This is a genomic window from Cloacibacillus evryensis DSM 19522 (assembly GCF_000585335.1).
Classification (GTDB): Bacteria; Synergistota; Synergistia; order Synergistales; family Synergistaceae; genus Cloacibacillus; species Cloacibacillus evryensis.
This window is the reverse complement of record NZ_KK073872.1, coordinates 1,498,786-1,522,198: the sequence shown is the minus strand read 5'-3', so window position 1 is coordinate 1,522,198 and position 23,413 is coordinate 1,498,786. Positions and strand designations below refer to the sequence as shown.

The 23,413-nt window shown below is 58.8% G+C and carries 24 protein-coding genes and 4 tRNA genes; 12 read left to right on the top strand and 16 right to left on the bottom strand.

The features are described from left to right. Positions 1–3: 3 nt before the first annotated feature. Genes purF (CLOEV_RS06735) through purE form a run of 8 tightly spaced genes read left to right on the top strand, consistent with a single transcriptional unit; the run spans position 4 to position 8,453 of the window. Positions 4–1,377 carry an amidophosphoribosyltransferase gene (gene purF / locus CLOEV_RS06735; RefSeq protein WP_008711490.1) on the top strand — a complete coding sequence of 458 codons (1,374 nt, stop codon included), beginning with the start codon at positions 4–6 and terminating at the stop codon, positions 1,375–1,377. Positions 1,378–1,432: 55 nt separating this feature from the next. Continuing rightward, positions 1,433–2,146 carry a phosphoribosylaminoimidazolesuccinocarboxamide synthase gene (purC, locus tag CLOEV_RS06730; protein WP_008711488.1) on the top strand — a complete coding sequence of 238 codons (714 nt, stop codon included), beginning with the start codon at positions 1,433–1,435 and terminating at the stop codon, positions 2,144–2,146. Positions 2,147–2,152: 6 nt separating this feature from the next. Continuing rightward, positions 2,153–3,502: an amidophosphoribosyltransferase gene (purF, locus tag CLOEV_RS06725; RefSeq protein ID WP_008711485.1), complete on the top strand. Its 1,350-nt coding sequence runs from the start codon at positions 2,153–2,155 to the stop codon at positions 3,500–3,502. Between the two features lie 13 nt (positions 3,503–3,515). Then, complete coding sequence (gene purM / locus CLOEV_RS06720) at positions 3,516–4,529, top strand: phosphoribosylformylglycinamidine cyclo-ligase (RefSeq protein ID WP_034442667.1); 1,014 nt, start codon at positions 3,516–3,518, stop codon at positions 4,527–4,529. Continuing rightward, positions 4,511–5,134: a phosphoribosylglycinamide formyltransferase gene (purN, locus tag CLOEV_RS06715; RefSeq protein ID WP_008711482.1), complete on the top strand. Its 624-nt coding sequence runs from the start codon at positions 4,511–4,513 to the stop codon at positions 5,132–5,134. The genes purM and purN overlap by 19 nt, the downstream gene beginning before the upstream one ends. Then, positions 5,115–6,650: a bifunctional phosphoribosylaminoimidazolecarboxamide formyltransferase/IMP cyclohydrolase gene (purH, locus tag CLOEV_RS06710; RefSeq protein ID WP_008711480.1), complete on the top strand. Its 1,536-nt coding sequence runs from the start codon at positions 5,115–5,117 to the stop codon at positions 6,648–6,650. The genes purN and purH overlap by 20 nt, the downstream gene beginning before the upstream one ends. A gap of 11 nt (positions 6,651–6,661) precedes the next feature. After that, positions 6,662–7,939: a phosphoribosylamine--glycine ligase gene (gene purD / locus CLOEV_RS06705; protein ID WP_034442664.1), complete on the top strand. Its 1,278-nt coding sequence runs from the start codon at positions 6,662–6,664 to the stop codon at positions 7,937–7,939. Position 7,940: 1 nt separating this feature from the next. After that, positions 7,941–8,453, top strand: a complete 513-nt coding sequence (purE, locus tag CLOEV_RS06700) for a 5-(carboxyamino)imidazole ribonucleotide mutase (protein ID WP_008711476.1) — start codon at positions 7,941–7,943, stop codon at positions 8,451–8,453. Positions 8,454–8,556: 103 nt separating this feature from the next. Here the strand turns inward: purE and CLOEV_RS06695 are convergent, their stop codons facing one another. The 3 genes from CLOEV_RS06695 to CLOEV_RS06680 all read right to left on the bottom strand — a co-directional run bounded on the left by CLOEV_RS06695 (position 8,557) and on the right by CLOEV_RS06680 (position 10,645). Continuing rightward, positions 8,557–9,135 carry a class I SAM-dependent methyltransferase gene (locus CLOEV_RS06695; RefSeq protein WP_008711475.1) on the bottom strand — a complete coding sequence of 193 codons (579 nt, stop codon included), beginning with the start codon at positions 9,133–9,135 and terminating at the stop codon, positions 8,557–8,559. A 307-nt stretch (positions 9,136–9,442) separates the two neighbouring features. Next, positions 9,443–10,369, bottom strand: a complete 927-nt coding sequence (gene cysK, locus CLOEV_RS06685; protein WP_008711473.1) for a cysteine synthase A — start codon at positions 10,367–10,369, stop codon at positions 9,443–9,445. Between the two features lie 12 nt (positions 10,370–10,381). After that, positions 10,382–10,645, bottom strand: coding sequence for a glutaredoxin family protein (locus CLOEV_RS06680; protein WP_034442655.1), 264 nt, complete (start codon positions 10,643–10,645; stop codon positions 10,382–10,384). Positions 10,646–10,819: 174 nt separating this feature from the next. Between CLOEV_RS06680 and CLOEV_RS06675 the strand changes: the two genes are divergently transcribed. After that, positions 10,820–11,791 (top strand): formimidoylglutamase, encoded by a 972-nt coding sequence (locus tag CLOEV_RS06675; protein WP_034442652.1) that lies wholly within the window; start codon positions 10,820–10,822, stop codon positions 11,789–11,791. A 10-nt stretch (positions 11,792–11,801) separates the two neighbouring features. Here the strand turns inward: CLOEV_RS06675 and CLOEV_RS06670 are convergent, their stop codons facing one another. Genes CLOEV_RS06670 through CLOEV_RS06660 form a run of 3 tightly spaced genes read right to left on the bottom strand, consistent with a single transcriptional unit; the run spans position 11,802 to position 13,511 of the window. After that, a complete protein-coding gene (locus CLOEV_RS06670; RefSeq protein WP_034442649.1) occupies positions 11,802–12,437 on the bottom strand; it encodes a hypothetical protein in 636 nt (211 codons plus the stop codon). A 1-nt stretch (position 12,438) separates the two neighbouring features. Beyond that, on the bottom strand, positions 12,439–13,059 hold the full coding sequence (locus CLOEV_RS15920) for a HutD/Ves family protein (protein ID WP_051484935.1): 621 nt from the start codon (positions 13,057–13,059) through the stop codon (positions 12,439–12,441). Beyond that, positions 13,047–13,511, bottom strand: coding sequence for a 2-thiouracil desulfurase family protein (locus tag CLOEV_RS06660; protein ID WP_034442646.1), 465 nt, complete (start codon positions 13,509–13,511; stop codon positions 13,047–13,049). The genes CLOEV_RS15920 and CLOEV_RS06660 overlap by 13 nt, the downstream gene beginning before the upstream one ends. 164 nt (positions 13,512–13,675) lie before the next feature. Here CLOEV_RS06660 and CLOEV_RS06655 point away from each other — a divergent pair, with 164 nt between their 5' ends. After that, positions 13,676–14,236 (top strand): HdeD family acid-resistance protein, encoded by a 561-nt coding sequence (locus tag CLOEV_RS06655; RefSeq protein ID WP_008711461.1) that lies wholly within the window; start codon positions 13,676–13,678, stop codon positions 14,234–14,236. Positions 14,237–14,326: 90 nt separating this feature from the next. Here the strand turns inward: CLOEV_RS06655 and trpB are convergent, their stop codons facing one another. The 3 genes from trpB to CLOEV_RS06640 all read right to left on the bottom strand — a co-directional run bounded on the left by trpB (position 14,327) and on the right by CLOEV_RS06640 (position 17,400). Continuing rightward, positions 14,327–15,526 carry a tryptophan synthase subunit beta gene (trpB, locus tag CLOEV_RS06650; RefSeq protein ID WP_008711460.1) on the bottom strand — a complete coding sequence of 400 codons (1,200 nt, stop codon included), beginning with the start codon at positions 15,524–15,526 and terminating at the stop codon, positions 14,327–14,329. A gap of 301 nt (positions 15,527–15,827) precedes the next feature. Next, positions 15,828–16,685 carry an MBL fold metallo-hydrolase gene (locus CLOEV_RS06645; protein ID WP_050805899.1) on the bottom strand — a complete coding sequence of 286 codons (858 nt, stop codon included), beginning with the start codon at positions 16,683–16,685 and terminating at the stop codon, positions 15,828–15,830. A gap of 10 nt (positions 16,686–16,695) precedes the next feature. Then, positions 16,696–17,400 carry a M48 family metallopeptidase gene (locus CLOEV_RS06640; RefSeq protein WP_034442644.1) on the bottom strand — a complete coding sequence of 235 codons (705 nt, stop codon included), beginning with the start codon at positions 17,398–17,400 and terminating at the stop codon, positions 16,696–16,698. Between the two features lie 93 nt (positions 17,401–17,493). On the opposite strand from CLOEV_RS06640, the gene CLOEV_RS06635 reads away from it, so the two are divergent. Further along, complete coding sequence (locus CLOEV_RS06635; RefSeq protein ID WP_051484934.1) at positions 17,494–19,371, top strand: YgiQ family radical SAM protein; 1,878 nt, start codon at positions 17,494–17,496, stop codon at positions 19,369–19,371. A gap of 135 nt (positions 19,372–19,506) precedes the next feature. On the opposite strand, the gene CLOEV_RS06630 is transcribed toward CLOEV_RS06635, so the two are convergent. From CLOEV_RS06630 to CLOEV_RS06600, 7 genes are all read right to left on the bottom strand, one after another. Then, a tRNA-Gly gene (locus tag CLOEV_RS06630) sits at positions 19,507–19,581 on the bottom strand. 26 nt (positions 19,582–19,607) lie between these two features. Then, positions 19,608–19,683, bottom strand: a tRNA-Phe gene (locus CLOEV_RS06625). A gap of 25 nt (positions 19,684–19,708) precedes the next feature. Further along, positions 19,709–19,786: transfer RNA gene (locus CLOEV_RS06620), tRNA-Asp, on the bottom strand. A 15-nt stretch (positions 19,787–19,801) separates the two neighbouring features. Further along, positions 19,802–19,876, bottom strand: a tRNA-Val gene (locus CLOEV_RS06615). 212 nt (positions 19,877–20,088) lie between these two features. Then, the gene (locus tag CLOEV_RS06610; RefSeq protein WP_008711452.1) at positions 20,089–20,673 is read right to left on the bottom strand and encodes a methyltransferase family protein; all 585 of its coding nucleotides are present in this window, start codon (positions 20,671–20,673) and stop codon (positions 20,089–20,091) included. Then, positions 20,660–21,733, bottom strand: coding sequence for a lysylphosphatidylglycerol synthase transmembrane domain-containing protein (locus CLOEV_RS06605; protein WP_008711451.1), 1,074 nt, complete (start codon positions 21,731–21,733; stop codon positions 20,660–20,662). Before CLOEV_RS06605 ends, CLOEV_RS06610 begins: the two co-directional genes overlap by 14 nt. 47 nt (positions 21,734–21,780) lie before the next feature. Continuing rightward, entirely contained in the window at positions 21,781–22,467 is a 687-nt protein-coding gene (locus CLOEV_RS06600; RefSeq protein WP_008711449.1) for a response regulator transcription factor, read from the bottom strand. Between the two features lie 169 nt (positions 22,468–22,636). Here CLOEV_RS06600 and CLOEV_RS06595 point away from each other — a divergent pair, with 169 nt between their 5' ends. Further along, positions 22,637–23,314 carry a tRNA 2-thiocytidine biosynthesis TtcA family protein gene (locus CLOEV_RS06595; RefSeq protein WP_051484933.1) on the top strand — a complete coding sequence of 226 codons (678 nt, stop codon included), beginning with the start codon at positions 22,637–22,639 and terminating at the stop codon, positions 23,312–23,314. The last annotated feature ends 99 nt before the right edge of the window (positions 23,315–23,413 follow it).

Genomic DNA, 23,413 nt, shown 5'->3' with positions numbered 1-23,413 from the left:
TATATGTGCGGAGTATTCGGAGCGTACAGTCAGAGCGGCACGGCCGTACTTGAGGATATATACCTCGGACTTTGCGCCCTCCAGCACAGGGGGCAGCTGTCGGCGGGCGTAGCCTGGATCGACGGCGGTTCCGTACACATAAAGAAGGGACTGGGCCTCGTCCATGAGGCCCTTTCCCAGAGCGAACTCGCGAAGATCGGGACGCACACGGCCATCGGCCACGTGCGCTACGCCACCGCCGGAGGCACCCGCCCCGAAAACAGCCAGCCGCTCGGCGCGAACTATGCGCAGGGACCGATCGCGATCGCGCATAACGGCAACCTTACAAACGCCGTGGCGCTCTCAAGCTACCTCGCGAACCGCGGGGCGATATTTCAGACCTCATGCGACACGGAGACCATCATACAGCTGATGGCCCACCAGCCGGGAACGGTGCAGCTTGAGGCGCTGGAGACGGCGCTGGCGAAGATAAAGGGAGCCTACAGCCTTACCGTACTGCTCAACGACTGCCTGATCGCGGCGCGCGACCCCTGGGGGTTCAGACCTCTGGTGCTTGGACGCCGTGACGACACCTACTTTGTGGCCTCGGAATCATGCGCGCTGGACATCATCGGCGCCGAGCTCATCCGTGACGTGGAACCGGGCGAGATACTTGTCATCGACAGACGCGGCATCATCTCGCGCAAACTGCCCAAGCAGGCGCAGCGCCACCACCGCTGCGCCTTTGAATATGTCTACTTCGCGCGGCCGGACAGCGTGATAGACGGCCGCTCTGTTTACGGCGCGAGAAAAAAGCTCGGCGCCTGCCTGGCTGAATGCGGCGGCTGCCCGGCAAACGCGGTCGTCGCTGGGATGCCTGACAGCGGTACGCTGGCGGCGCTCGGCCTCGCGGAAGCGGCGGGAGTCGATTTTGAATCAGGCGTCGTCCGCAACCGCTACGTCGGCCGCACCTTCATCCAGCCGACCCAGCGCGTGCGCGACGCCGGCGTAAAGATCAAACTCAATCCCCAGCCGGGGATATTCGACGGCAAGGAGGCGGTCATCGTCGACGATTCGCTGGTCCGCGGCACGACCGCCGGACGCATCGTCTCGATGATACGCGAGAGCGGCGCCGAGAAGGTGCATATGCGCATCGCCTCGCCGCCGGTCTGCTATCCCTGTTACTACGGCATCGACACCCCGAGCTCCGAGGAGCTTGTCGCCGCGCAGATGGATATCCCGGAGCTATGCGAAAAAATCGGCGCGGACACGCTGCGGTACATCAGCTGCGAAGCCCTCTGCGAGGCGATCGGACTGCCGCGCACAGAGCTCTGCACCGCCTGCTTCGACGGGAACTATTTAGAGGAAGAAGACGACCAAACATTACTGGAAGTCTAAAAACAGAATAAAAAACTGCCCGATAAAAATTAAAATATGCGGAGGCGCATCGAAAATGAACCTGACAAAGAAAGATTTCATCTACGAAGGCAAGGCAAAGAGGCTTTACACCACAGAGGACCCGAACTATGTGATCGTCGAATACAAGGACAGCTTCACGGCCTTCAACGGCCTCAAAAAGGCGACGATGAGCGGCAAGGGCGTGCTCAACAACAAGATATCGTCAAAACTCTTCAAAGTCCTCGCCGATAACGGCGTGGAGTCGCATTTCGTCGAACAGATAGACGAAACGAACCAGATCGTCAAACGCGTCAAGATCGTGCCGCTTGAGGTCATCGTGCGCAACATCACCACCGGCTCGCTCTGCAAGCGCCTCGGCGTCGAAGAGGGCAAGGTCCTTCCCCGCCCGCTTTTTGAGATGTGCTACAAGGACGACGCGCTCGGAGATCCCTTCATCATCGAGGATCACGCGCTGCTCTTCGGCTGGGCCACGAAGGAAGAGCTCGACAAGATCAAGGATATCTCGCTGCGCGTCAACGCGATCCTTAAGGATTACTTCGCGAAGAAGGGCGTCGTGCTCGTCGACTTCAAGCTTGAATTCGGCAAGGACATGCAGGGCAGCCTCATCCTCGCCGACGAGATATCGCCGGACACCTGCCGCTTCTGGGACAGCTCCACAGGCGACCACCTCGACAAGGACCGCTTCCGCAAGGACCTCGGCGACGTTCTCGGAGCATACGAGGAAATCTGGAAGAGAATATCCGCATAAGACGCCATGAGCGGAATTTTTGGCGCTTACAGCACCACCAATAAGCCCGTCCTCGAAGAGGTCTACCTGGGCCTTTACGCGCTTCAGCACCGCGGGCAGGAATCCGCGGGCATCGCCTGGGCCGAGGATGGGCATGTAGCCTCTTTGCGCGGGATGGGACTTCTCCACAACGCTATAGACCAGCAGCGCCTGGCCGGCGAGAGCGCGAACTGCGCGATCGGCCACGTGCGTTACGTGCCGCTCGAAAGTTCGCAGCTGCAGAACGTGCTGCCGATATGCGCGAACTACGCGCGAGGCCCCGTGGCTATCGCCCATGACGGGCTGGTGACGAACCTCGCGGAGCTGACGCGCCAGCTTGAACAGCGCGGCGCGATATTCCAATCCTCGACCAACTCCGAGGCCATCCTCCATATGATGGCCCAGAAATCACATATGCAGCCGATCGACGCGCTAGTAGATGCTCTCAAGAAACTCGAGGGCTCCTACGCCATCGCGGTGCTGCTTGAGGACTCGCTCGTCGCCGCCCGCGACCCCTACGGCTTCAAGCCTCTCGTGATCGGAGAGCGCGGCGGCACTTATTACGCCGCCTCCGAATCATGCGCGCTCGACATCGTCGGCGCGAAGCTGCTGCGCGACGTCGAGCCCGGAGAGATCGTCGTCATCGGCGCGAAGGGCGTCAAGAGCCTCCGCGTCCGCCAGGAGAGGTGCGGACGCTGCATGCACTGTGCCTTTGAATATGTCTACACCGCACGCCCGGACAGCATCATCGACGGCCGTTCGGTCTACGAGGCGAGAAAAGAGATGGGGCGCCGCCTGGCCCGCAAGTCGCCCTGCGGAGAGGCGGATCTCGCGGCGGGTATGCCCGACAGCGGCACGATATCGGCGATAGGCTACGCGCAGGCGGCAGGCACACCCTTTGAGATGGGGGTCGTCCGCAACCGTTATGTCGGCCGCACCTTCATCCAGCCGACACAGAAGGTACGCGAACTCGGCGTGAAAATCAAGCTGAATCCCATCGCCGGGATATTCAAAGATAAAAAGGCCGTCATCGTCGATGACTCGATCGTGCGCGGCACCACCGCCGAACGCATCGTCTCGATGATACGCAACTGCGGCGCGGCGGAGGTACACCTCCGCATAGCCTCGCCGCCTGTGCTCCATCCCTGCCGTTACGGCATCGACACGCGTAAAGAGGAGACTCTAGCCGCGGTGCGCATGACGCTCGACGAACTCTGCAAAAAGGTTGGGGCCGATTCGCTCGACTACCTGACGGAAGAGGACCTCGTCGCGGCGATAGGGTTGCCGGAGGATAAGCTTTGCACCGCCTGCTTCACCGGCAAATATCTTGAAGGATAGGAGAAAAGAGCCGATGAGTAAGCTAAGTTATGAAAAATCCGGAGTCAGCATAAGCGGCGGAGACGCCTGGGTCGAAACTATAAAGGGGTTGCTTGCCAGACACCCCAAGGATAAAAACTGCGTCGGCGGCGTCGGCGGTTTCGCCGGCCTCTACCGGATAGGCGGGGGGCAATGCCTTGCGGCCTGCTGCGACGGCGTGGGGACCAAGCTCGAACTGGCCAAGGCCACGGGCCTCTATAAGGGGCTCGGACAGGACCTGGTGGCGATGAATGTCAACGATCTTGTTACGGTCGGCGCGCGCCCTCTATTCTTCCTCGATTACGCGGCCTGCGGTAAACTTGACGAAAAGATACTGGGAGAGATAGTCGAAGGAGTCATCGACGCCTGCGGCGAAAGCCTCTGCGCCCTGCTCGGCGGCGAGACCGCCGAAATGCCCGGCGTCTACGGAACAGACGGCTTCGACCTAGCCGGCTTCTCGGTCGGCATCGTAGACGAGGATAAGATCATAGACGGCGGCGATATTCACGAAGGAGACCTCCTCGTCGGCCTGCCCAGTTCCGGGGTCCACAGCAACGGCTACAGCCTCGTACGCAGCGCGCTCGGCAAGGACGGCCTCGACATCCCCCTCGACAGCGTCCCCGCCGGCTGGAAAGAAAACGTCGCCGCGGCGGCGATGCGCCCGACCAGGCTTTACGTAAAGGCGGCGCTCGCGGCCGTCAAAACGGGTATCGTCCGCGGCATGGCCCACGTCACGGGCGGCGGGATGTACGGCAACGTCATCCGCATAATCCCCAAGCACCTCGACATCGCGGTGGACTTCAAATCATGGGAGCGGCCCGCGATATTCGGCCTGATCCAGAGCGCGGGCATCGACGAAGAAGAGATGCGGCGGGTATTCAACCTCGGCATCGGCTACGTATTCGTCATCGCGGCCGAAGACCTTAAAACTCTCGAGGCGGCGCTGGCCCCGTTAGGCGAAAAGCCGGCCGTCATCGGCGAGGTCATCAAATGTACCTCCCGCGAATAGCGATACTCATATCGGGAACGGGAACGAACATGGAGGCCATTTTAAAGGCCTCCATTACCGGCGAGCTGCCCGCGCAGGTCTCCTTCGTCGGCAGCGACCGGCTGGAGGCCAAGGGGCTTTCGACGGCTGCCGCGCTGGGAGCGCCCACACGGGTCTTTTTTTACCGGCGCGACGGCAAAACGGCGGCCGAAGAGGCCATCGCGAAGGCCGTCGATGAGACAGCCAGCGACTGGATCGTGCTCGCCGGCTTTATGCGCATACTCTCGCCGGAATTCGTCCGCCGCTTCAAGGGGCGGATCATAAACATCCACCCGGCGCTGCTTCCGGCCTTTCCCGGCGCGCACGGGATACTCGACGCCTGGAACGCCGGCGTGCCGGAGACGGGAGTCACCGTCCACATCGTCGACGAAGAGGTCGACCACGGGCCGATCCTGGCACAGGAGAGGGTCCGGCGCACCCCCGAGGATACGCTTGAAAGCCTTGAGGCCAAGATACACGCGGCGGAACATCAGCTTTATAAACGCGCTCTAAAGGAATTTCTGGAAAAGAATCCGGTGGATATCGATCAATTGGAGGGAGAACAGGATGGAAAAGATGGAAACTAGAAAGGCGCTCATCTCCGTCTGGGACAAGACGGGCATACTTGAACTCGCGAAGGGGCTCGCCGCCCACGGTTATGAAATCGTATCAAGCTCCGGCACCGCCAAGCACCTCGAAGAGGGCGGAGTCAAAGTCACCGAAGTCGTGGACCTTACGGGACTTCCAGCGATCCTCGGAGGCAGGGTCAAAACCCTGCACCCGACAATAATGGGCGGCATCCTTGCCAGACGCGGACTCGCACAGGACAACGAGGACCGGGAGAAGTTCAACATCCCGCTCATCGACGTCGTCGTCTGCACGCTATATCCATTTGAGGAGACGGCGAAGAGCGGCGCGGAGCTCGACCAGCTAATAGAGAAGATAGACATCGGCGGAGTATCGCTCATTCGCGCCGCCGCGAAAAACTATTACCACGTCGCGGTAGTCACCGAGATCGGCGACTACGCGCGCGTCATCGACGAACTTGAAAAGAAGCAGGAATTTACTCTCGAATTTAAGCAGGAGCTGGCACTCAAAGCCTTCCGCAGCACGGCGTCATACGATTCCATAATCTATCGCGGCCTCTGCCGCGAACTTGGCGTCGCCGACGGCGTCGAGGGCGACAAGGTGCTGCCGCTGCGCATGGAGCAGAAGCTTCGTTACGGGGAAAACCCGCACCAGCAGGCGGCGCTCTTTATGCCGCCGCTTGAAGAGCGTCCCTTCGAGCAGCTTTCGGGCAAAGAGCTCTCATATAACAACCTGCTGGATCTCGACACGCTGCTTCGCGGCTGCTCCGTCTTTCAGGACAGCTGCGCCTGCACGATAGTCAAACATACGACGCCCTGCGGCACCGCCTGCGCGGACACGCCGATAGAGGCCTTCAAAAAAGCGCTTGCCTGCGACCCCGTTTCGGCCTTCGGCGGCATCATCGGCATGACGCGCAAGGTCGACCTTGAAACCGCCAAGACTGTCTCCGAGACCTTCTTCGAGATACTCGCCGCCCCCGATTTTGAGGATGGCGCCGTCGAATATCTGAAAGAAAAAAAGCCCAACCTCCGCGTCCTCAAAATACTCCCCGGCTACGCGCCTAAGCTCCAGATAATCGGCAACCGCTGCGGCTTCCTCGTTCAGGAGGACAGGCTACCGGCCCTGCCGCTGGAGGCCGAGGGAGAATGGCACGGCACGCCGCGGCCGGACCTCTGGGACGACATCATCTTTGCCTGGAAGACAGCCGCGATCACCAAGAGCAACGCCATCGTGCTTGTCAAGGACGGCGCCGCGGTCGGCATCGGCGGCGGCTTCACGAACCGCGTCGACGCCGCGGAGTACGCGATCAAGCTAGCGGGAGACAAGGCGAAAGGCTCGGTCATGGCCTCGGACGCTTTCTTCCCCTTCGCCGATTCCGTCGAGCTGGCCCATAAGGCCGGAGTCGTCGCAGTCATCGAACCCGGCGGCTCGATACGCGACAACGAGGTCTTCAAGAAAGCGGAAGAGCTCGGACTGAGCCTCTTTGCCGGCGGAAGCCGCACCTTCAGGCATTAGGGGCTCCCAAAATGAAGGTAATGGTATTAGGCGGCGGCGGCAGAGAACACGCGGTCGTCCATGCATTTTCCCAATCAAAGATAACGGGCGGACTGCACTGCTGCCCCGGCAACCCTGGAATCGCGAAGCTCGCGCGCTGCCACGCCGGAGATCCCTGCGATCCGCAGGCCATGGTCGGGCTCTGCCGCGAACTCGGCATTGAACTCGTCTTCATCGGACCGGAAGCACCTCTCGTGGCCGGCACGGCGGACGCGCTGCGCGCGGCGGGCATCCTCGTCATGGGGCCGGGAGCTTCAGGCGCCCGCCTTGAGGGCAGCAAAGCTTTCTCCAAGCAGTTCATGAAAAGGCACGGCATTCCAACCTCCGACTTCGACCTCTGCACCGACCTCGACGAATGCAAGGCCGCCCTTGCGAAGCGCAGCGCGCCGTTCGTAGTCAAGGCGGACGGCCTCGCGGCCGGCAAAGGGGCCTTTCTCCCCGAAAGTTACGATGAGGCCGTCGCCACCTGCCGCATGATGCTTGAGGAGCAGAAACTCGGCAGTGCGGGCAACCTGATAGTCGTCGAAGACTACGTCCAGGGAATGGAGATGACCGTGCTCGCCCTCACAGACGGCAAGACGGTGCGCATCCTCCCCTCCAGCCAGGACCACAAGCGGGCGCTCGACGGCGACAAGGGCAACAACACAGGCGGCATGGGAGCCTACTCGCCCGTTCCGTGGGTAGACGAGGCCTTCATGAAGAAGGTCACCGACGAGGTCCTCACCCCGACGGTCGACGGGCTCAAAGCCGAAGATATCCCCTTCTGCGGCGTCATCTACGCCGGCATCATGATAAAGCCGGACGGTTCGCTGTCAGTCCTCGAATATAACGTGCGCCTCGGAGACCCGGAGACGCAGGTCGTGCTGCCCGCCTTCGGCGGCGACTTCGGCGAAGTCATCCTTGCCTGCGCCAAGGGCGAGCTGGCGGATACGGAATGGCCCGGCGCCAAATGCGTCGCGCTGGGGGTCGTCATGGCCTCCGGCGGATATCCCGACGCCTTCGAGAAAGGCTGTACGATCAGCGGCGCGGACGAAGAGATAGAAAACACCTTCGTCTACCACGCCGGCACGAAACTCAACGATAAGGGCGAACTCGTCACCAACGGCGGCCGCGTCCTCACCGTAGTCGGCCTCGCGGACGACCTGCCAACGGCGCGTGAACGCGCCTACGGGCGGGTAAAAAAGATACATTTCGCAAAGGCCCACTACAGAAACGACATCGGCGACAAATCGCTGAAGAGGGGGAAATAAGATGACGGCAAAAATCGGTATAATCATGGGCTCCGCCTCCGACATTCCCGTCGTGGAAAAGGGGACGCCCATCCTTGAGGAGCTCGGCATAGAATTTGAAGTTGCGATCGCCTCGGCGCACCGCACGCCGGCGGACGTTGAAAACTACGCAAAGGGCGCGCGCAGGCGCGGCATAAGGGCGATCATCGCCGTCGCCGGCCTCTCGGCGGCACTGCCCGGCGTTGTCGCAGCCGCCACCACTCTGCCCGTGATCGGCGTTCCCGTCAAGGGCGGCGCTCTTGACGGCCTCGACGCGCTGCTCTCGATCACGCAGATGCCTCCCGGCGTTCCCGCGGCCTCAGTGGGACTCAACGGCGCGAAAAACGCCTGCCTGCTGGCGGCGCGCATCGTCGCCGCGAGCGACGACGAACTGACGGCAAAGCTCGAAGCCTACGCCGCGAAAGAGGCACGCAAGGTGCGCGAAAGCCGCAAAAAGCTCGAAAACCTGCCAGCGGCTCCGGCGGAGGCCTATTAACTCATAATAACAAATCGACAAGGGCCCGCACATACGCGAGGCCCTTGTCGGCGTAAACTCCCTGCGGAAGCGGTCAGATTTTAGAATAAAACCGCGATATCCCCTATTTCAGCCCCCGGCACTCATAGACAAAAGCGGGGGGAATGTTCATCATCACAAACCTCGTCCTTACTTCTTTGAAGATCCGCTCGAATGCTCCCTTCATGTGAAGGGAATACTGGAAGGCGACGAACATCCCGTCGTCGTCCAGCGTCCGTGATATCCCGTCAAGCACGGAGGCGGTGACGCATTGCGGCAAAACAGCGTAGGGCAGGCCGGAAACTATCAGGTCCACCTTCTTTAACCTCTCATCCTCGAGCACACGCGGCAGCTTAGCGGCATCGTCATAGATGTCAAGCCCCGTGTCGCGGCTCAGCTTTTGCCGGAGGTCGCTCTCTATCTCAAATACAAAGAGCCTGCTCTGCGGCCGTTTATTCTTTATTATCGCCTTCGTCACCACGCCGGTACCGGCGCCGAACTCCGCGATCGCGCCCACGCGCTCCCAGTCCACATTACAGAGCATAGAGGCGACAAGCTGCGGCGAGCTCGGGGTTATGCTGCCGATAATACGCGGTTCTGAGACAAATTTTTTTATGAAAAGCATCTTTTCCTTCAAGTTTTTATCGACCTGTACCAAAGGCATAGAATTCCTCCGCGACTTTATTTACACTAATAAAATATCAGCAACGAGTTGTTTTGTACAGCTCCTGATTGACTATTATACAGAATTTTATGGATCTGCCATACATATATTACGAAAAAGAAAAGAAAATACGTCCAAGAAAAAAATATCCCGCGCCGATTGCCCGGCAACAGCAACCGGCCGTCCCGAAAAAACTCTCTCTAAGACGGCCGGTGCCAAATGCGGCCGCGGCGTTCAGGGGAACGCGGGCACGCCGCGTTTACATATCAATAAACGGCGCTTTTCAAAACACGCCGGCGGCAAGCCGCTAAGCGCCCTCGGAAAAAACGCTCAGGTATTTATCGCCGCGGTCAGGCTGGACGGTAACGACGAGGCTGTCACGCGGCAGCTCTTTCGCGATCTTCAGCGCCGCCCAGACGTTCGCCCCGGTGGAGATGCCGCTGAACAACCCCTCCTCGGCGGCCAGCCTGCGTGCGGTCTCCAGAGCGTCGCCGTCGGTGACCGTCATAAACTCGTCTATCTCCGATACGGCGAGATTGGCGGGAACGAAGTTCGCGCCGATGCCCTGTATCTTATGCGGCCCCGCCTTCCCCTTCGTGATCAGCGGGCTGGAGGCCGGCTCGACGGCGACGATCCTCACATCGGGAAAATCCTTGCGCAAAGCGCGCCCGACGCCCGTCACAGTGGCCCCCGTACCGAAGGAGGCGACAAAGGCCGCGAGCCTTTTGCCCTCCGGCAGCTGAGCCAATATCTCCGGCCCCGTAGTCTCTTCATGAGCGCGCGGATTGCCCGGATTCGAAAACTGGTCAAGCAGCAGCGCGTTTTTATCCTCGCTCAATATCCGCTTCGCCTCGTCCACCGCGCCGGCCATTCCCGCGGAGGCCGGTGTAAGCACCAGCCGCGCGCCAAAGGCGGCAAGCACCGCACGGCGTTCTTTGGACATCGATTCGGGCATCGTCAGGATCACGGGGAGGCCCAGCGCGCGCCCCAGCATCGCGAGACCGATGCCAGTGTTCCCGCTGGTCGGCTCAACGATCACCGTCTTTTCCGTGAGCAGTCCCCGGCGCTGAGCATCTTTTAGCATCCCCCACGCGGCGCGGTCCTTTATCGAGCCGCCGGGATTCGCCCCTTCGAGCTTTACCCAGACCTCGGCGCCGCCGCTGTCCCCTTTGAGCCGATAGAGCGGAGTACCGCCCACCAGCTCCATTATTTCCAGATCGTCAACGTTCTTCAACGGTCCGGCCGCCTATCCGTTATAGGCCGCGCGGAAAGCCTTTTCCACACCCTCTTTGGTGGGAACGCCCTCTGCTATCTTCTCGTCGCCGGCAAAGAAGGTCGGGACATAATAATAATCGTACTTATCCGCGACGGCGGGCTCCTTCTTCTCGTCGATCATCACGAACGGAACATCTTTATACTCCGGATGCCCGGCAAGCAGCTCCGATATCATCTCCTTGGCCCGTTTGCAGTGCGGGCATCCCTCAAACATAAACATCTTCAGTTCTTTCATAGCTGCCACCATCCTTGGTTTTTCATATTGGCTAATATTATATAACTTTTACGCCGCCTGGCGAGAGTATACCAGAGCCGCCTTTTGACGTTATTATTATGCCGCGCCTTGTGTTCCTAAGCCGCCGGGGATAAAATCTAATGATTGCACCACCCATTTGAGGAGGAAAACGCTATGAGATACAAAATAGATCCGGCGGCCAGAGATCTTTTTTACAGCCGGAACGACCCCAAGGACCGCAGGCTCGGCGAACTGGTGTCGCGCATAAACGTCAAGGAAGTGGAAGAGGGGACCGTCGCGATCATCGGCGTCCCCGAGGACCGCGGGATAACGGCTAACAAGGGACGCGCGGGAGCCGCGGACGGCCCCGACGATATCAGACGCCGGCTCTATCGGCTGACGCCCGGATTCAGCGCGGATTTTCACCGTCTGCGGATCGCCGACGTCGGCAACATAAGGACAAAGGACCTCACACTTGAAGAGGTCCATCAGGCGGAGACCGAGGCGGTCGCCGAAATAACGGCCCGCGGCGGACTGCCGATAGTCCTCGGCGGCGGCCATGACCTCACCTATCCCGGGGTCGCGGGGTTGGTGAAAGGAGCCAATATCGGACATGACGGCATGGGGCTGATAAACGTCGACGCTCACCTAGACGTGCGCAGCGACGAAAACGGCATCAACAGCGGGACCTCTTTCTATCGCGCGCTGACGCAGCTGCCGGACAAAGCACTTCGCGGAGAGGCTTTCGTCGAATTCGGCATTCAGGAACAGTACAATTCTCCCTATTATTATAACTGGGTGCTCGAACAGGGCGGACACGTCATCACGCTGCGCGAAGTCTCGGAGAGGGTGATGGAATTCTTCCTGCAGGCGCTCAACGCCGCCGGAAAAAACAGCCGGTCGATCGCCGTCTCTCTGGACATCGACGCCGTCCGCAGCACGGAGGCGCCGGGAGCCTCCGCCAGCAATCCGAGCGGGCTCAAGGCCCCGGAGCTGGACAAGATAGCCTACCTCGCGGGACGCAGCATAAAAGTAAAGTATCTCGATATAATGGAGGTCTCGCCGATCCTCGACGAAGACCACCGCACCGCGGCGCTCGCCGCCTCGGCGCTGTTCTCCTTCTTCCGGGGGCTCTGCGAGAGGTAAAGGCGGTACGTCACGCCGGATGGCTCCCATCCGCCTTCAAACAGCGGGCCGCGGCGTCCATATCCAAGATACAGCTCCCGTCCGCAAGTGTGGAGCCGACATATATTCCGAGCCAGTGAGGAACAGGCTCGGAATATGCCGTCTCTATCGCCGGCGGCGCGGGCAGTTTTTGAAGATAACGCGGCTCGGCGGAAAGCGCGTCCTTAAATTTTTCAAAGGGAGCCGCTCCGCCCGCGCGCCAGAAGGTCACGGCCCCGAAAGATTTCCAAAGGTTGACGAGGCCGAGCTCCATAAAAGAGGGAGAGCCGGCGAAGAGCGGCAAGCCCAGCCTGCGTTCCGTAAAGGACAAAAAATCTCCGACCGTGCATAAACGCCGGGAAACGAACATTTCAGAGATCTCGACGGCGGCGGCGCCGGCATCTTCCGAAAAATCCAGCCGCACGCCGATAAAGGCCCGCAGGCCGCCGGTATGCGGCTGTTTGAAAAACAGCTCCACGCCGAGCCGCCTGTCGCAAAAGCGAGCCAGCCACGCCTTCGTCGATTCAGGATCGCCGTCCGCCCTGACGGCAAGAGCCTCCTCCCAGCGTGATTCCGGCGCGAATTGGAGCGCCTCTATCCTGCAGCCAACCGTCTCGGGCGGCAGCAAATCAGCTCTTCCGCCAGACTGCGGCGCTCACGGCCGGGATCTCCGCCTGTGAGCCGAGCGTGACGGACAGCTCATCGCCGGGCGCCGGCAGATACGATATGAGAAGAAAATCCCCTCTATCCAGCGTCACCCTTGCGAAACGGCCATCCTTCTCAATATCCGCCGCAACGCCGTCAGCGATGGAATAAAATCCGTACCAGCAGCGTGACGCCGGGGGCATGGGCAGTTTTATTTTTTTATTTGCGGCTACTGGTTCCATTTTGCCCTCATAATCTTTGGCTGTCATGAGGTTAAAGTCAACGCATCTGCCGGAAGATCTCGTCTCCCATCCGCCTTCAAATTCGGCGACATCAGCGAGCGGTATCATCAGCCGGCTTCCGACCCCTTCATGGGCGAGCTCGATGCCGCCCTCCAGCAGCATCAGGTGCCGGTGTATCCCCGGAAGCGGCGTAAAGGTGGATTCTTCATCCTCGACGACCGCCGAACTTATGCGCCAGTCAAATTTTCTCGCGGCATAGTCCGCATCCTCCGGCCATATCGCGAGCTGCGTCGTAACGCCTCCGCTCCACCTTTTATGTTCGAGTTCATCCTTGCGCACCACATTGATATCTACGCGCGGCATTTTAGCGCCTCCTTCAATTCGTCTATATGTTCCTCGCTGAAAACCTTTATTCCCTCCGCGGCGAGCAGGCGCGCCGTGACTCCGGCGCCTGCGATCCGCCTGCCGGTAAAGCTGCCGTCATATATCACATTTGAACCGCAGGAGGGGCTGCGCTCCTTGAGAAGCGCGAAACGGCAGTTGAAAAGTTTAGCCGCCCGCAGCGCCTCTCTCGCGCCGAGTTCAAAGGCCTCCGTGTTGTCCTGGCCGCTCCTGCCTATCACGCGGCCGTTCAATATCTCGTCAGGCTCGCGCGGAGTCGGCAGTCCGCCGAGCTGTTCGGGGCAGACGGGCAGCAGGCAATACTGCGCCAGAAGCTCCGCGGCGCGCTCGTCCTCACAACCTCCGCCGCAGTAACGGCAATTCATCCCCAACAGACAGGCGCTGACAAGTATTCGCTCGCAATCGACTCCCATTTCTCATCCACGCTTTCTCAGCATATTTTCCTAAGAATATCACAAAACTTTCTTTTCAGCGCTTTTACGTTGCCCTTTCAGCCATTATGTTATACTGTAAAGCGCAATATGAGATCGGTTTTAAACCGTAAAAGTCCGCTATATGAATAGGGAGGATGTAGATAATGTTATTTACGGGAAATTTCTCAAAGGACGACCTCGCAAAGAGTAAGAAGAGATTCTACTGGGTCGGCGGCATTATGCTCGTAATAGGCTTCCTCTCACTGTCGATGCCGATGCTGGCCTCCTTCGCGATAGAGACGCTGCTTGGCTTCTTTCTGCTCGCGATAGGCTTCGGCAACGCCTTCGGCGCCTATTCGGCGATCCGCTCGGGAGACAGCCCCTGGCAGCAGGCCTTCATGGCGGTAATATCCATCGCCGCGGGCATCGTTTTCCTCGCGCACCCGCTCGCGGGAGTAATGACGCTCAGCATCCTGCTCGCCGCCTACTTCCTTGTCGACGGGATCACAAAGATAATCGAATACTTCCGGGTAAAAGCCATCGGCGGTTCGCTGTGGATACTGCTGTCGGGCGTGCTCGGCGTGGTGCTGGCCTTCATGATGTGGAAGAACTTCTTCACCGGCGCGGCGGTGATCGGAATAATCCTCGGGATAGACCTCATCTTCAGCGGCATGGGGCTCATCCTGCTGGGACGCGGCTGCTCCGATATGTCCAAGAAAATGTGACAGGAACGACCTCTTCACGATATTCGACCGAACGTTTTTCAGTTAAGGCCGTACTTCGCGTACGGCCTTAATGTTTGTCCCTGCCTTACCTTACCCGATGATGCCGAGCTTCGCGATCGTCTCCATGTCCTTGTCCCCGCGGCCTGAAAGGTTCACTATCACAATGTCGCCGGGATTCATCTCTTTGGCTGCGGCCAGCGCGCCGGCAAGGGCGTGCGAGCTTTCAAGCGCCGGGATTATACCCTCCGTGCGGCAGAGCAATTTGAAGGCGTCCAGCGCCTCTTTGTCCCCGGCACAGATGTATTCCCCGCGCCCGCTGGCTTTGAGGTCTGCGTGCGCCGGGCCGACCGAAGGGTAATCCAGCCCCGCCGCGATCGAATAGACTTCCGCGGGATTTCCCGCCCCGTCGGTGAGCAGATAGCTTCTGAATCCGTGCAGGACGCCGGGCGCTCCCATCGTAAGCGTCGCCGCATGATTGCCGTATGTGAGGCCGCGCCCCGCCGGTTCCACTCCAATGAGGCGGACCTCCGTGTCCGCGATGAAGGCCGTGAAGGCGCCGATCGCGTTGCTTCCGCCACCTACGCAGGCGACGACGGCGTTCGGCAGACGCCCTTCGCGCTCGAGTATCTGCGCGCGCGCCTCGTCGCCGATTATACGCTGAAAATCCTGTACCATCGTCGGGTATGGATGCGGCCCGACCGCCGAACCGATGAGGTAAAAGAGCGACGTGTCGGCGCAGAGCGCGGCCAAAGCGGCGTCGACCGCCTCTTTGAGCGTCCTCTGCCCCTCTTCCACCGAAACCACATTCGCGCCCAGCGCCCTCATGCGCAGCACGTTCGGCGCCTGGCGGCCGATGTCCACAGCTCCCATGTATATGTCGCATTCCATGCCCATCAGCGCGGCTACGGTCGCCGTGGCGACGCCGTGCATCCCCGCTCCCGTCTCCGCGATGAGCTTCTTTTTCCCCATGCGTCTGGCCAGCAGCGCCTGCCCGATGCAGTTGTTTATTTTATGCGCACCCGTGTGGTTGAGGTCTTCGCGTTTGAGGAAAATGCGCACGCCGCGCGCCTCTTTTGAAAGATTGAGGCACTCCGTAAGCGCCGACGGCCGTCCGACATATTCCTTCAGCAGGCGCAGATACTCCTCTTTGAAAGAGGCGTCCGCGCGGCATTTTTCATACTCGCGCGCGATCTCATCCATGACCGGTTCCAGATTCTCGGGAATGTACGACCCTCCAAACCCGCCATACATCGCCCCGTCGGGAAATCCCGCTCTTATCTCGTCTCTCATAATAAACTCCTCCTGATCTTGTCTTGTCTGATTCCTCTCTATAAAAAAACGAAAGAGGTCCTTTTCTCCTCTTTCGTTTCTTTTCTAAAAAACAAAAGAGACCCGGTCTTTTCTCCAGGTCTCCCGAACTTGCGCGAAGAAACCGTGGAGCGATCAAAAACCGCGCCACCATCCGTTTATATTTGATTTTGCGTTGTAAAAACGGCAAACGTTCATGAATCTTCTCCTTAAACTGTCTCCGGGCGATATTATCACAGAAATATCAGAGACGCAAGCGTGAACCGCAAAAACGCTGGCGGATTCAGCATGCCTCATAGACTGCGGCGGCCGGCGCTTCGTCCATCTTCCTGTATATCTCCAAGGAATCGAGGTCAACGACCATACCGTCGGTAGCCGCGACGGCGTGCGTCTCCTCCGTATCGAGCTCCGTCAGGAAATGTCCTCCCTCAGGAGAGGTCAGCATCGCGCCAAGGTGCGTCAGGGCCGCGATTCGCGGATGCAGCACCGCGAGCAGGGAGCGCGCCTCTTCGATCGACATGTGGTCGAGGCGGCTTTTAGCGTTGGGAAAGGTGGCATTCAGCGAGAGAAAGCGGCATCCGGCGTACCTTTCGGCAAAGCAGGGCATCAGCCTGCTGTCGCTGATGAGCCCCCAGTCGTTCAGGCCCGCGCGGCGAAATATGTAGCCGAAGCATTCGACGCCGTGGTGGATATGCGCCACCGCCTCCGCCGTCACGCCGCGGCCCAGCTCTATTCGTTTGCCGTCGTCCGGAATCGCGACGCGGGAGACCCGCTTCTGCGAATACTTCAGGACGACCGGGTCCTCGCCGGCAAGCGCGTCCCCGGGCGCGACAAGGAGCCCCCTGTCGTCAAACCCGCCGTGCGTCATACATTCAATGAGCACGTTAACGTCGGTGCTGTGATCCAAATGCTTGTGCGTCAGCATCACAAGGTCTATCGCGTCGGCGGCAAGCGGCGGGACGGCGGCGCAGATGTGCGCCAGGCTCCCCGGGCCGGGGTCGATCACTCCCTGGAGGCCGCCGTAGCGGAACCAGAGCCCGCCCGTGCTGCGCGCCTGCTTTATCATGGAAAAGCGCCCTCCGCTTGTGCCGATATATTTTATGAAATTTTCAGGATAGGAAAATCCGTCTGTCTCTGCCAAACCAAGCGCCTCACCATTTGTATTTGCCTCCATCCCGCTTCAACTCGGCCCGCCTTGCCTCATAGTCGCCGCAGAAGCGTCCGACCAAGGTCCAAAATTTTGCGGAATGGTTCATCTCAAGCATGTGGCATAGCTCATGTACCATCACATATTCCATCAGCGCCGGCGGTACCAGGGCGAGACGGACGCTGAAGGTGATGCTCTGCGAGCTTGAGCAGCTGCCCCACAGAGTTTTTACGTTTTTCAGCGCCACCCTCTTAGGGCCGACGCCGATACGCTTGCACCACGCGGGAAACTCCGCCTGTATCAACTCCCGCAGCCTGTGAAAGTACCAGAGCTCAAAGCGGCGGCGAATCGCTTCGTCGTCGTCGTCGAACGGGGCGGACAAAAATTCTCCCGCCTCAAAGCTCAGGCTGCCGGCGGCAAGGCCGCGGTCAATTCTCAACGGATATTGCCGGCCGCGAAAATAAAACAGGCCGCCTTCCTCATACCTCCGCTCAGCCGCCGGCAGACATGACCTTGTCTTCGCGACCTTATCTATAAACGAGGCGGCATTTTCCCGCAATATGCGTTCAAGCTCTTTCCGCGGGGTGTATACCGGCGCGGCGATGAAAAAATTACTATCACCGTCTACCCCGATCGCGACCCGCTTCCTCCTCGCGTTTCTCCTTAACTCATATCTTATCCCATCTACGGCGATATAATCATTTATCATGAGACATATAATATATCAATGATGGTAAAATTATAAGGCATTGCGCCCCTTTATTTTTATGCGCAAAAATGAAAAAAATGGAGATTAAAAGAGATGCCCGCTGAAAAGACCGGCGCAATACGCCATCCTGAAAATAAAAATAAAATTCGCACGAAGCAGCCGCAGAAAGCGCCCTCCTCCCCGCCGAGAAAGGCATTCCTCCCCGTGAGCTTGGCCGACATGGCATCGCGCGGCTGGGAAGAGCTCGACATCCTCATCGTCACGGGCGACGCCTATGTGGACCACCCGAGCTTCGGCCATGCGATAATCGCGCGCTGGCTCGAGGCGCACGGCTTTCGTGTCGGCGTCGTCTCCCAGCCGGACTGGCGCGGCACGGAGGAGTTCGCGAAGCTAGGCCGCCCGCGCCTCTGCGTGATGCTTTCGGCGGGCAACCTCGACTCGATGCTCAACCACTACACCGCCTCCGGCAAAAAACGCCGCCGCGACGATTACACCCCCGGAGGGGCGGCTGGACGCAGACCGGACAGGGCCACGATCGTCTACGCAAATAGGGTCCGCGAGCTTTGGGGCGACATCCCCCTGGTTATCGGCGGCATCGAGGCCAGCCTGCGCCGCTTCGCGCACTATGACTACTGGAGCGACAGCGTCAGGCGTTCCATACTGACGGACAGCCGCGCCGACCTTCTCGTCTTTGGCATGGGCGAGCTCGCCTCGCTGGAGATCGCGCGCAGACTGGCGGAGGGAGAAGAGATCTCCTCGATAAGTGACGTCGCCGGAACCTGCTGGAAGACACACGACCCGGCGGCGGCCAACGACGCGGTGACACTGGACCCGTTCGCCGAGGTGAGCGCCGACAAGACAAAGTTCGCCGCCTCTTTCAAGCTCTTCTATGACGAAAACGACGGCATACGCGGCAAGCGGCTCATTCAGGACCAGGGCGCCTGGCATGTCGTCCAAAACAGGCCGGCAAGGCCGCTTACGACGCCCGAGATGGACAGGATATACGCGCTGCCCTATACGCGCGCCTGGCACCCGGACTATGACGCTGCGGGCGGCGTGCCGGCCTTTGACGAGGTAAAGTTCAGCATCACGAGCCACCGCGGCTGCTTCGGCGAATGCGGCTTCTGCGCGATATCCTCCCATCAGGGGCGCATCATCCAGAGAAGGAGCGACGAGTCCATCATAAAAGAGGCCGGGCTGCTGACGAAGATGCCCGATTTCAAAGGCTACATCCATGATATCGGCGGCCCTACGGCTAATTTCACCGTCCCCTCCTGTCAGGAGTCCGTCAAACGCGGCTCCTGCAAAGGAAAATCCTGCCTCTATCCGCAGCCCTGCAAGAAACTGCGCGCCGGCCACGAGGATTACATCACGCTGCTGCGCAAGGTGCGCGCGCTGCCGCGGATAAAAAAGGTGTTCATCCGCTCCGGCCTTCGCTACGACTACATCCTCGCGGACAAAAAGGGGGATTTTCTCGAGGAGCTCTGCCGTTATCACATCAGCGGCCAGCTTAAGATCGCCCCCGAACATGTAAGCGAGGGCGTGCTCCGGTATATGCGCAAACCGCCGCGCGCTGTGACGGAAGAATTCCTGAAGAGGTACGCGGAGATGAACGCCAAACTTGGAATGAAACAATTTCTCGTCCCCTACTTCATGTCCGCGCACCCCGGTTCGACGCTGAAGGAGGCGGTCGAGCTGGCGGAATTTATCCGCGACAGCGGCCTGCGCCCCGAGCAGGTGCAGGATTTCACGCCGACCCCCGGCTCGCTCTCGACCTGCATATATCATACGGCCATCGATCCGCTCACGATGCAGCCAGTCTATGTACCGAAGGACCATGAGGAGCGCAAGATGCAGCGCGCGCTCCTGCAGTATTGGATGCCGGAAAACAGGGAGTACGTGCGCAAAGCGCTGATAAAGGCGGGAAGAAAGGACCTGATCGGCCGCGGCCCGAAGGCGCTGGTATATTGACTTTAGGCGGCGAGAGCCGCCTAAACAAAGCCGTGCGGTAAAAATATACGACTCGGAACAATGCAACGACGTATGGCGGCTCTATCACAGGGCAAGAAAAGTTATATTTTCACTTAGGGGATGACTATAAAAAAATGGAGCGGAAGACGGGATTCGGACCCGCGACCCCAACCTTGGCAAGGTTGTGCTCTACCCCTGAGCTACTTCCGCATTGTTACGAACTATTCAATTTTTAGTGGTGGCGGGACCCAGAATTGAACTGGGGACACACGGATTTTCAGTCCGTTGCTCTACCTACTGAGCTATCCCGCCATCCCGAAGGCGAAACTTTTTAAAGTGGCGGAGCTGACGGGACTTGAACCCGCGACCTCCGGCGTGACAGGCCGGCGCTCTAACCGAATTGAGCTACAGCTCCACTCTTGTTGTCCTATGGTGGGCGGGATAGGTTTCGAACCTACGACCCTCTGCGTGTAAGGCAGATGCTCTCCCGCTGAGCTACCCGCCCAACATTTCCCGGTGTCGTACCGCATCAGCGACAACGTTGAATATTATACGGATTTTTCCCGAGATGTCAACCGGTATGAGGCACTTTTTTTAAGGGCGCTGCGGCTCGCGGTAAAGCCGGACCCCCGCCGCCGCCAGGTATTTATGATGTTCGCGCCATTAAAGGCGGGAGAAAATCAGCGTTCCCGGCATGTCAGTCTTCCTGCCGCGGATCTACAGAAAAAAGAGCCTCGCGACTATCACCAGTGTGACCACAATATTGACGCGTATCGAATATATCTCCTCTTCACGCGCCCTTTTCGCGTCAAACGGCTTTTCATTGGCGGACGCCGGGGGGAAGCCCCTTCTGGGCCACGGGAACAGCGCAGGAACGACTCTTTTGTAGTCGGCGTATTCGGCGCCAAACTTCTCCGCAAGAAAATCTTCTTCCGCCGGTATCACGATCAGCGAATAAAGCAGCAAAAAGGCGATCACAAAGGCTCCGACCCAGCCCCAGCTGACCATGAGGGACCATCCGAGACCCATCAGAGCGTTCCCCGCATAGAGCGGATTCCTGACCCAACTGTAGGGCCCCCAGGTGATCAACACCGGGGCGCCTATCACCTCGGTGCGGTATTTGGGAATAAAGCCGGCGGCCCAGAAGCGCAGCATCTGTCCCGCCAGTACGAGCAGCAGCCCCACCATGAATCTGGAAACGTCAAATTCTCCGGGGAAAATGAGTATACCTGCGGCAAATAGTCCCCAGAAAAGGCCCCTTCCCTTAAACGCAAGCGAGCTTATCTTCTTATTTACCTTCATTCTCCGACTCCTTTGTTTTTTTTATAGCTTCTTGTTCAGCGATCATGACCTTATTCGCCCCGCACCAGCCCAGCATACGGACGACGATAAATGTCCCGAGCGCGATGCCTGTGTATTCCGAGAGCAGCCTCCAGGTTACGGCCATGACGCCCGCCACGCTCCACGGTACGAACAGTCCGAAGACGGCAACGGCCCCGCCCTCGGCCGCCCCGCTCGCGCCGGGAGTGGGCACGAAGTAGAGCATAAAGAGGAGCAGGGATTCGGCGAGCAGGCATTGTATGTAATTTACGTTGAACCCCGCCGCCTTGATAAGGCAGGGCATTATCGACATGTAGACTATCAGATGGATGATGGCGAGAACCGCGGAGAGCAGAAGCCACCATTTGCCTGTAGATGAGAAGAGCTTGATATTCGTGTTGTAGGCGTCGATTTCCCGGCTTACCCAACGTACCGCGTTCAGCAGATATCTCGACTTCAATATCCCCATGCGCTTTATCCATACGAGGACGGCGTTGACCCAATGTTTCATCCATTGCGGACGGATGACGCTGACTATGAGCAGGAAGGCGCAGAGTATGATGAATATCACGACGTAACAGACATACCAGCGCATATAGACATATTTTTTGATGATCTCAGGATCAGCGAGAAGGGAGAAGGGCACCACGAGGGCAAGCAAAAAAAGTATCTGCAGCGTGCGCACAAGCGTGATCGCCACCGATTTCCCGATAGATACGCCGTCTTTATAGAGCAGATATATCTGAAAGGGGCCACCGCCGCTCTGCATCGGGGTGATGGCGCAGCCGAAGTAATTTATCCAGACGACGGCAAGTGTGGATCTGAAGGAAAGTTTTTCGCCGGCGGCGCGGGAAAGCGTCATGAATTTGAACGCGTCAAGTATCCAGCCAAGTATGACGAGGCCAGCGGCGCAGAACAGAAGCCCGGGGTCCGCGTTTTTCAGCATCACGAATGTCGAGGCGTCTATACTCCATAACAATACTCCAATTATAGATAGTATGACTATCGCTACAAATATGGTAAAGCTTTTTTGGACGGTCAAAATCTGCCCTCCCCGGTAAACACGGCGTTTATCTTATCATATGCAGACTATTTTAACATAGGCTGTACGGCGGGAAGCGAGAAAAATTCCTCGGCTATCTGCGGAAGCCCTTCTTTCCAGGCGAGCGCGGCCGCCTTCGTACGATCGGTCAGGTCGAGTTTTTTCAGCAGATGGCTGACGTGGTTTTTCACGGTCTTTTCCGAAAGTATCATCCGCTGCGCTATTTCCTTGTTTGTCAGGCCGTGGGACAGCCAGTAGAGCACCTCGCGCTCGCGCGGCGTTATCTCGTTCAGCGGGTCGTCGTAAAATTCGTCCTCGTCCTGCGCGCCGACCGCGGAAAGGATGTACTTGCTGATATAACGCTCGCCGCGGGAGACGGCGCTAAGGGCGTTCATGAATTCCCGCAGGTCGGTGCTTTCAGACATGATGCCCACGCTGGAGCTCTCGCTAGCAAGCGAGAAAAGCTCGGCGGTGGTCTCCCTTACAATAAAGAGGATGTGCATGTCTTTCAGGCGGCGCTTAACTTCGCGCAGTATCTGGACCACGCCTGAGTCCGGCCGCAGTTGGTGTATGACCATCACATCCGGCCTGGCGGCAAGGATTCCGCGGATGGCGTCGGCATCGGTCTCGTTTCGCGTCTCTATCTCAAAATCAGCTTCCTGCGCAAGCACAAAGCGAAGCGCGTCTGTAAATAGTGAGTTTGTATCCGCGAGAATTATCCTATTTTTTTTCATGCCGCCATCCCTTCCGCTCATTATGAGACATTCTGTGATAGGATTATAAAATTATATCAGTTACACCAGCCTAAAGGAGGCATTTTTTCTGAAACAGAACTTTGAGGAACTTTATCCCTTATCAAAAAAAATATCGCGCTTCACAGGAGAAGCCATAAGGGATTATAGCATGATACGCCCCAATGACAGCATACTGATCGGACTTTCGGGCGGAAAAGACAGCCTTTTGCTGGCGCTGGCGCTGGCGGCGCTGAAAAAACGCAGCCCAGTGCGCTTTTCGCTGCGGGCCTGCCTCATAGACCAATCCAACGGCGCGATGGAGCCGGAGCTTCTGGCTGAATATCTGGAGACGCTCGGCATTCCGCTGACGATCATAAAACATCCGACGTACCAGATCATGAAGGAACGCGACGAACGCTCCCCCTGCAGCCTCTGCGCGAACATGAGGCGCGGCATCCTCGCCAACAGCTCGAAGGAGCTTGGCTGCGGCGTGATCGCCCTCGGCCATCATAAGGACGACGCGGCGGAGACGGTCTTGATGAACCTCTTTTACGGCGGGCGCTTCAAATGCTTCCACCCCCACCTTTACATGAGCCGCACAGGGATACGCGTCATCCGCCCTTTTGTCTACGTTGAGGAGCGCCGGATAAGATTAGAGGCGGAACGGCTCGCGCTGCCGGTGATAAGCTCCTGCTGTCCCTACGGCGACAAGTCGAAGCGCAAAAGCACGAAGGAGATAGTCGCCTCGCTCGAAAAGGAGATCCCCGAGCTCAAGAGCAACATCGCGCACGCGCTGAGACACCTCAGGGAAAATGAAAGCTGGCCTGAGGGAATGCTGAATGAATAGGCGCGAAGTATCTGCCAGGAGCGACCGGCGGTCAGGTGCCGCCCTCTTAGGGACGCCGCAATATAAAAGCAGGGAGCGTTGATACTATTATCCCCGCTC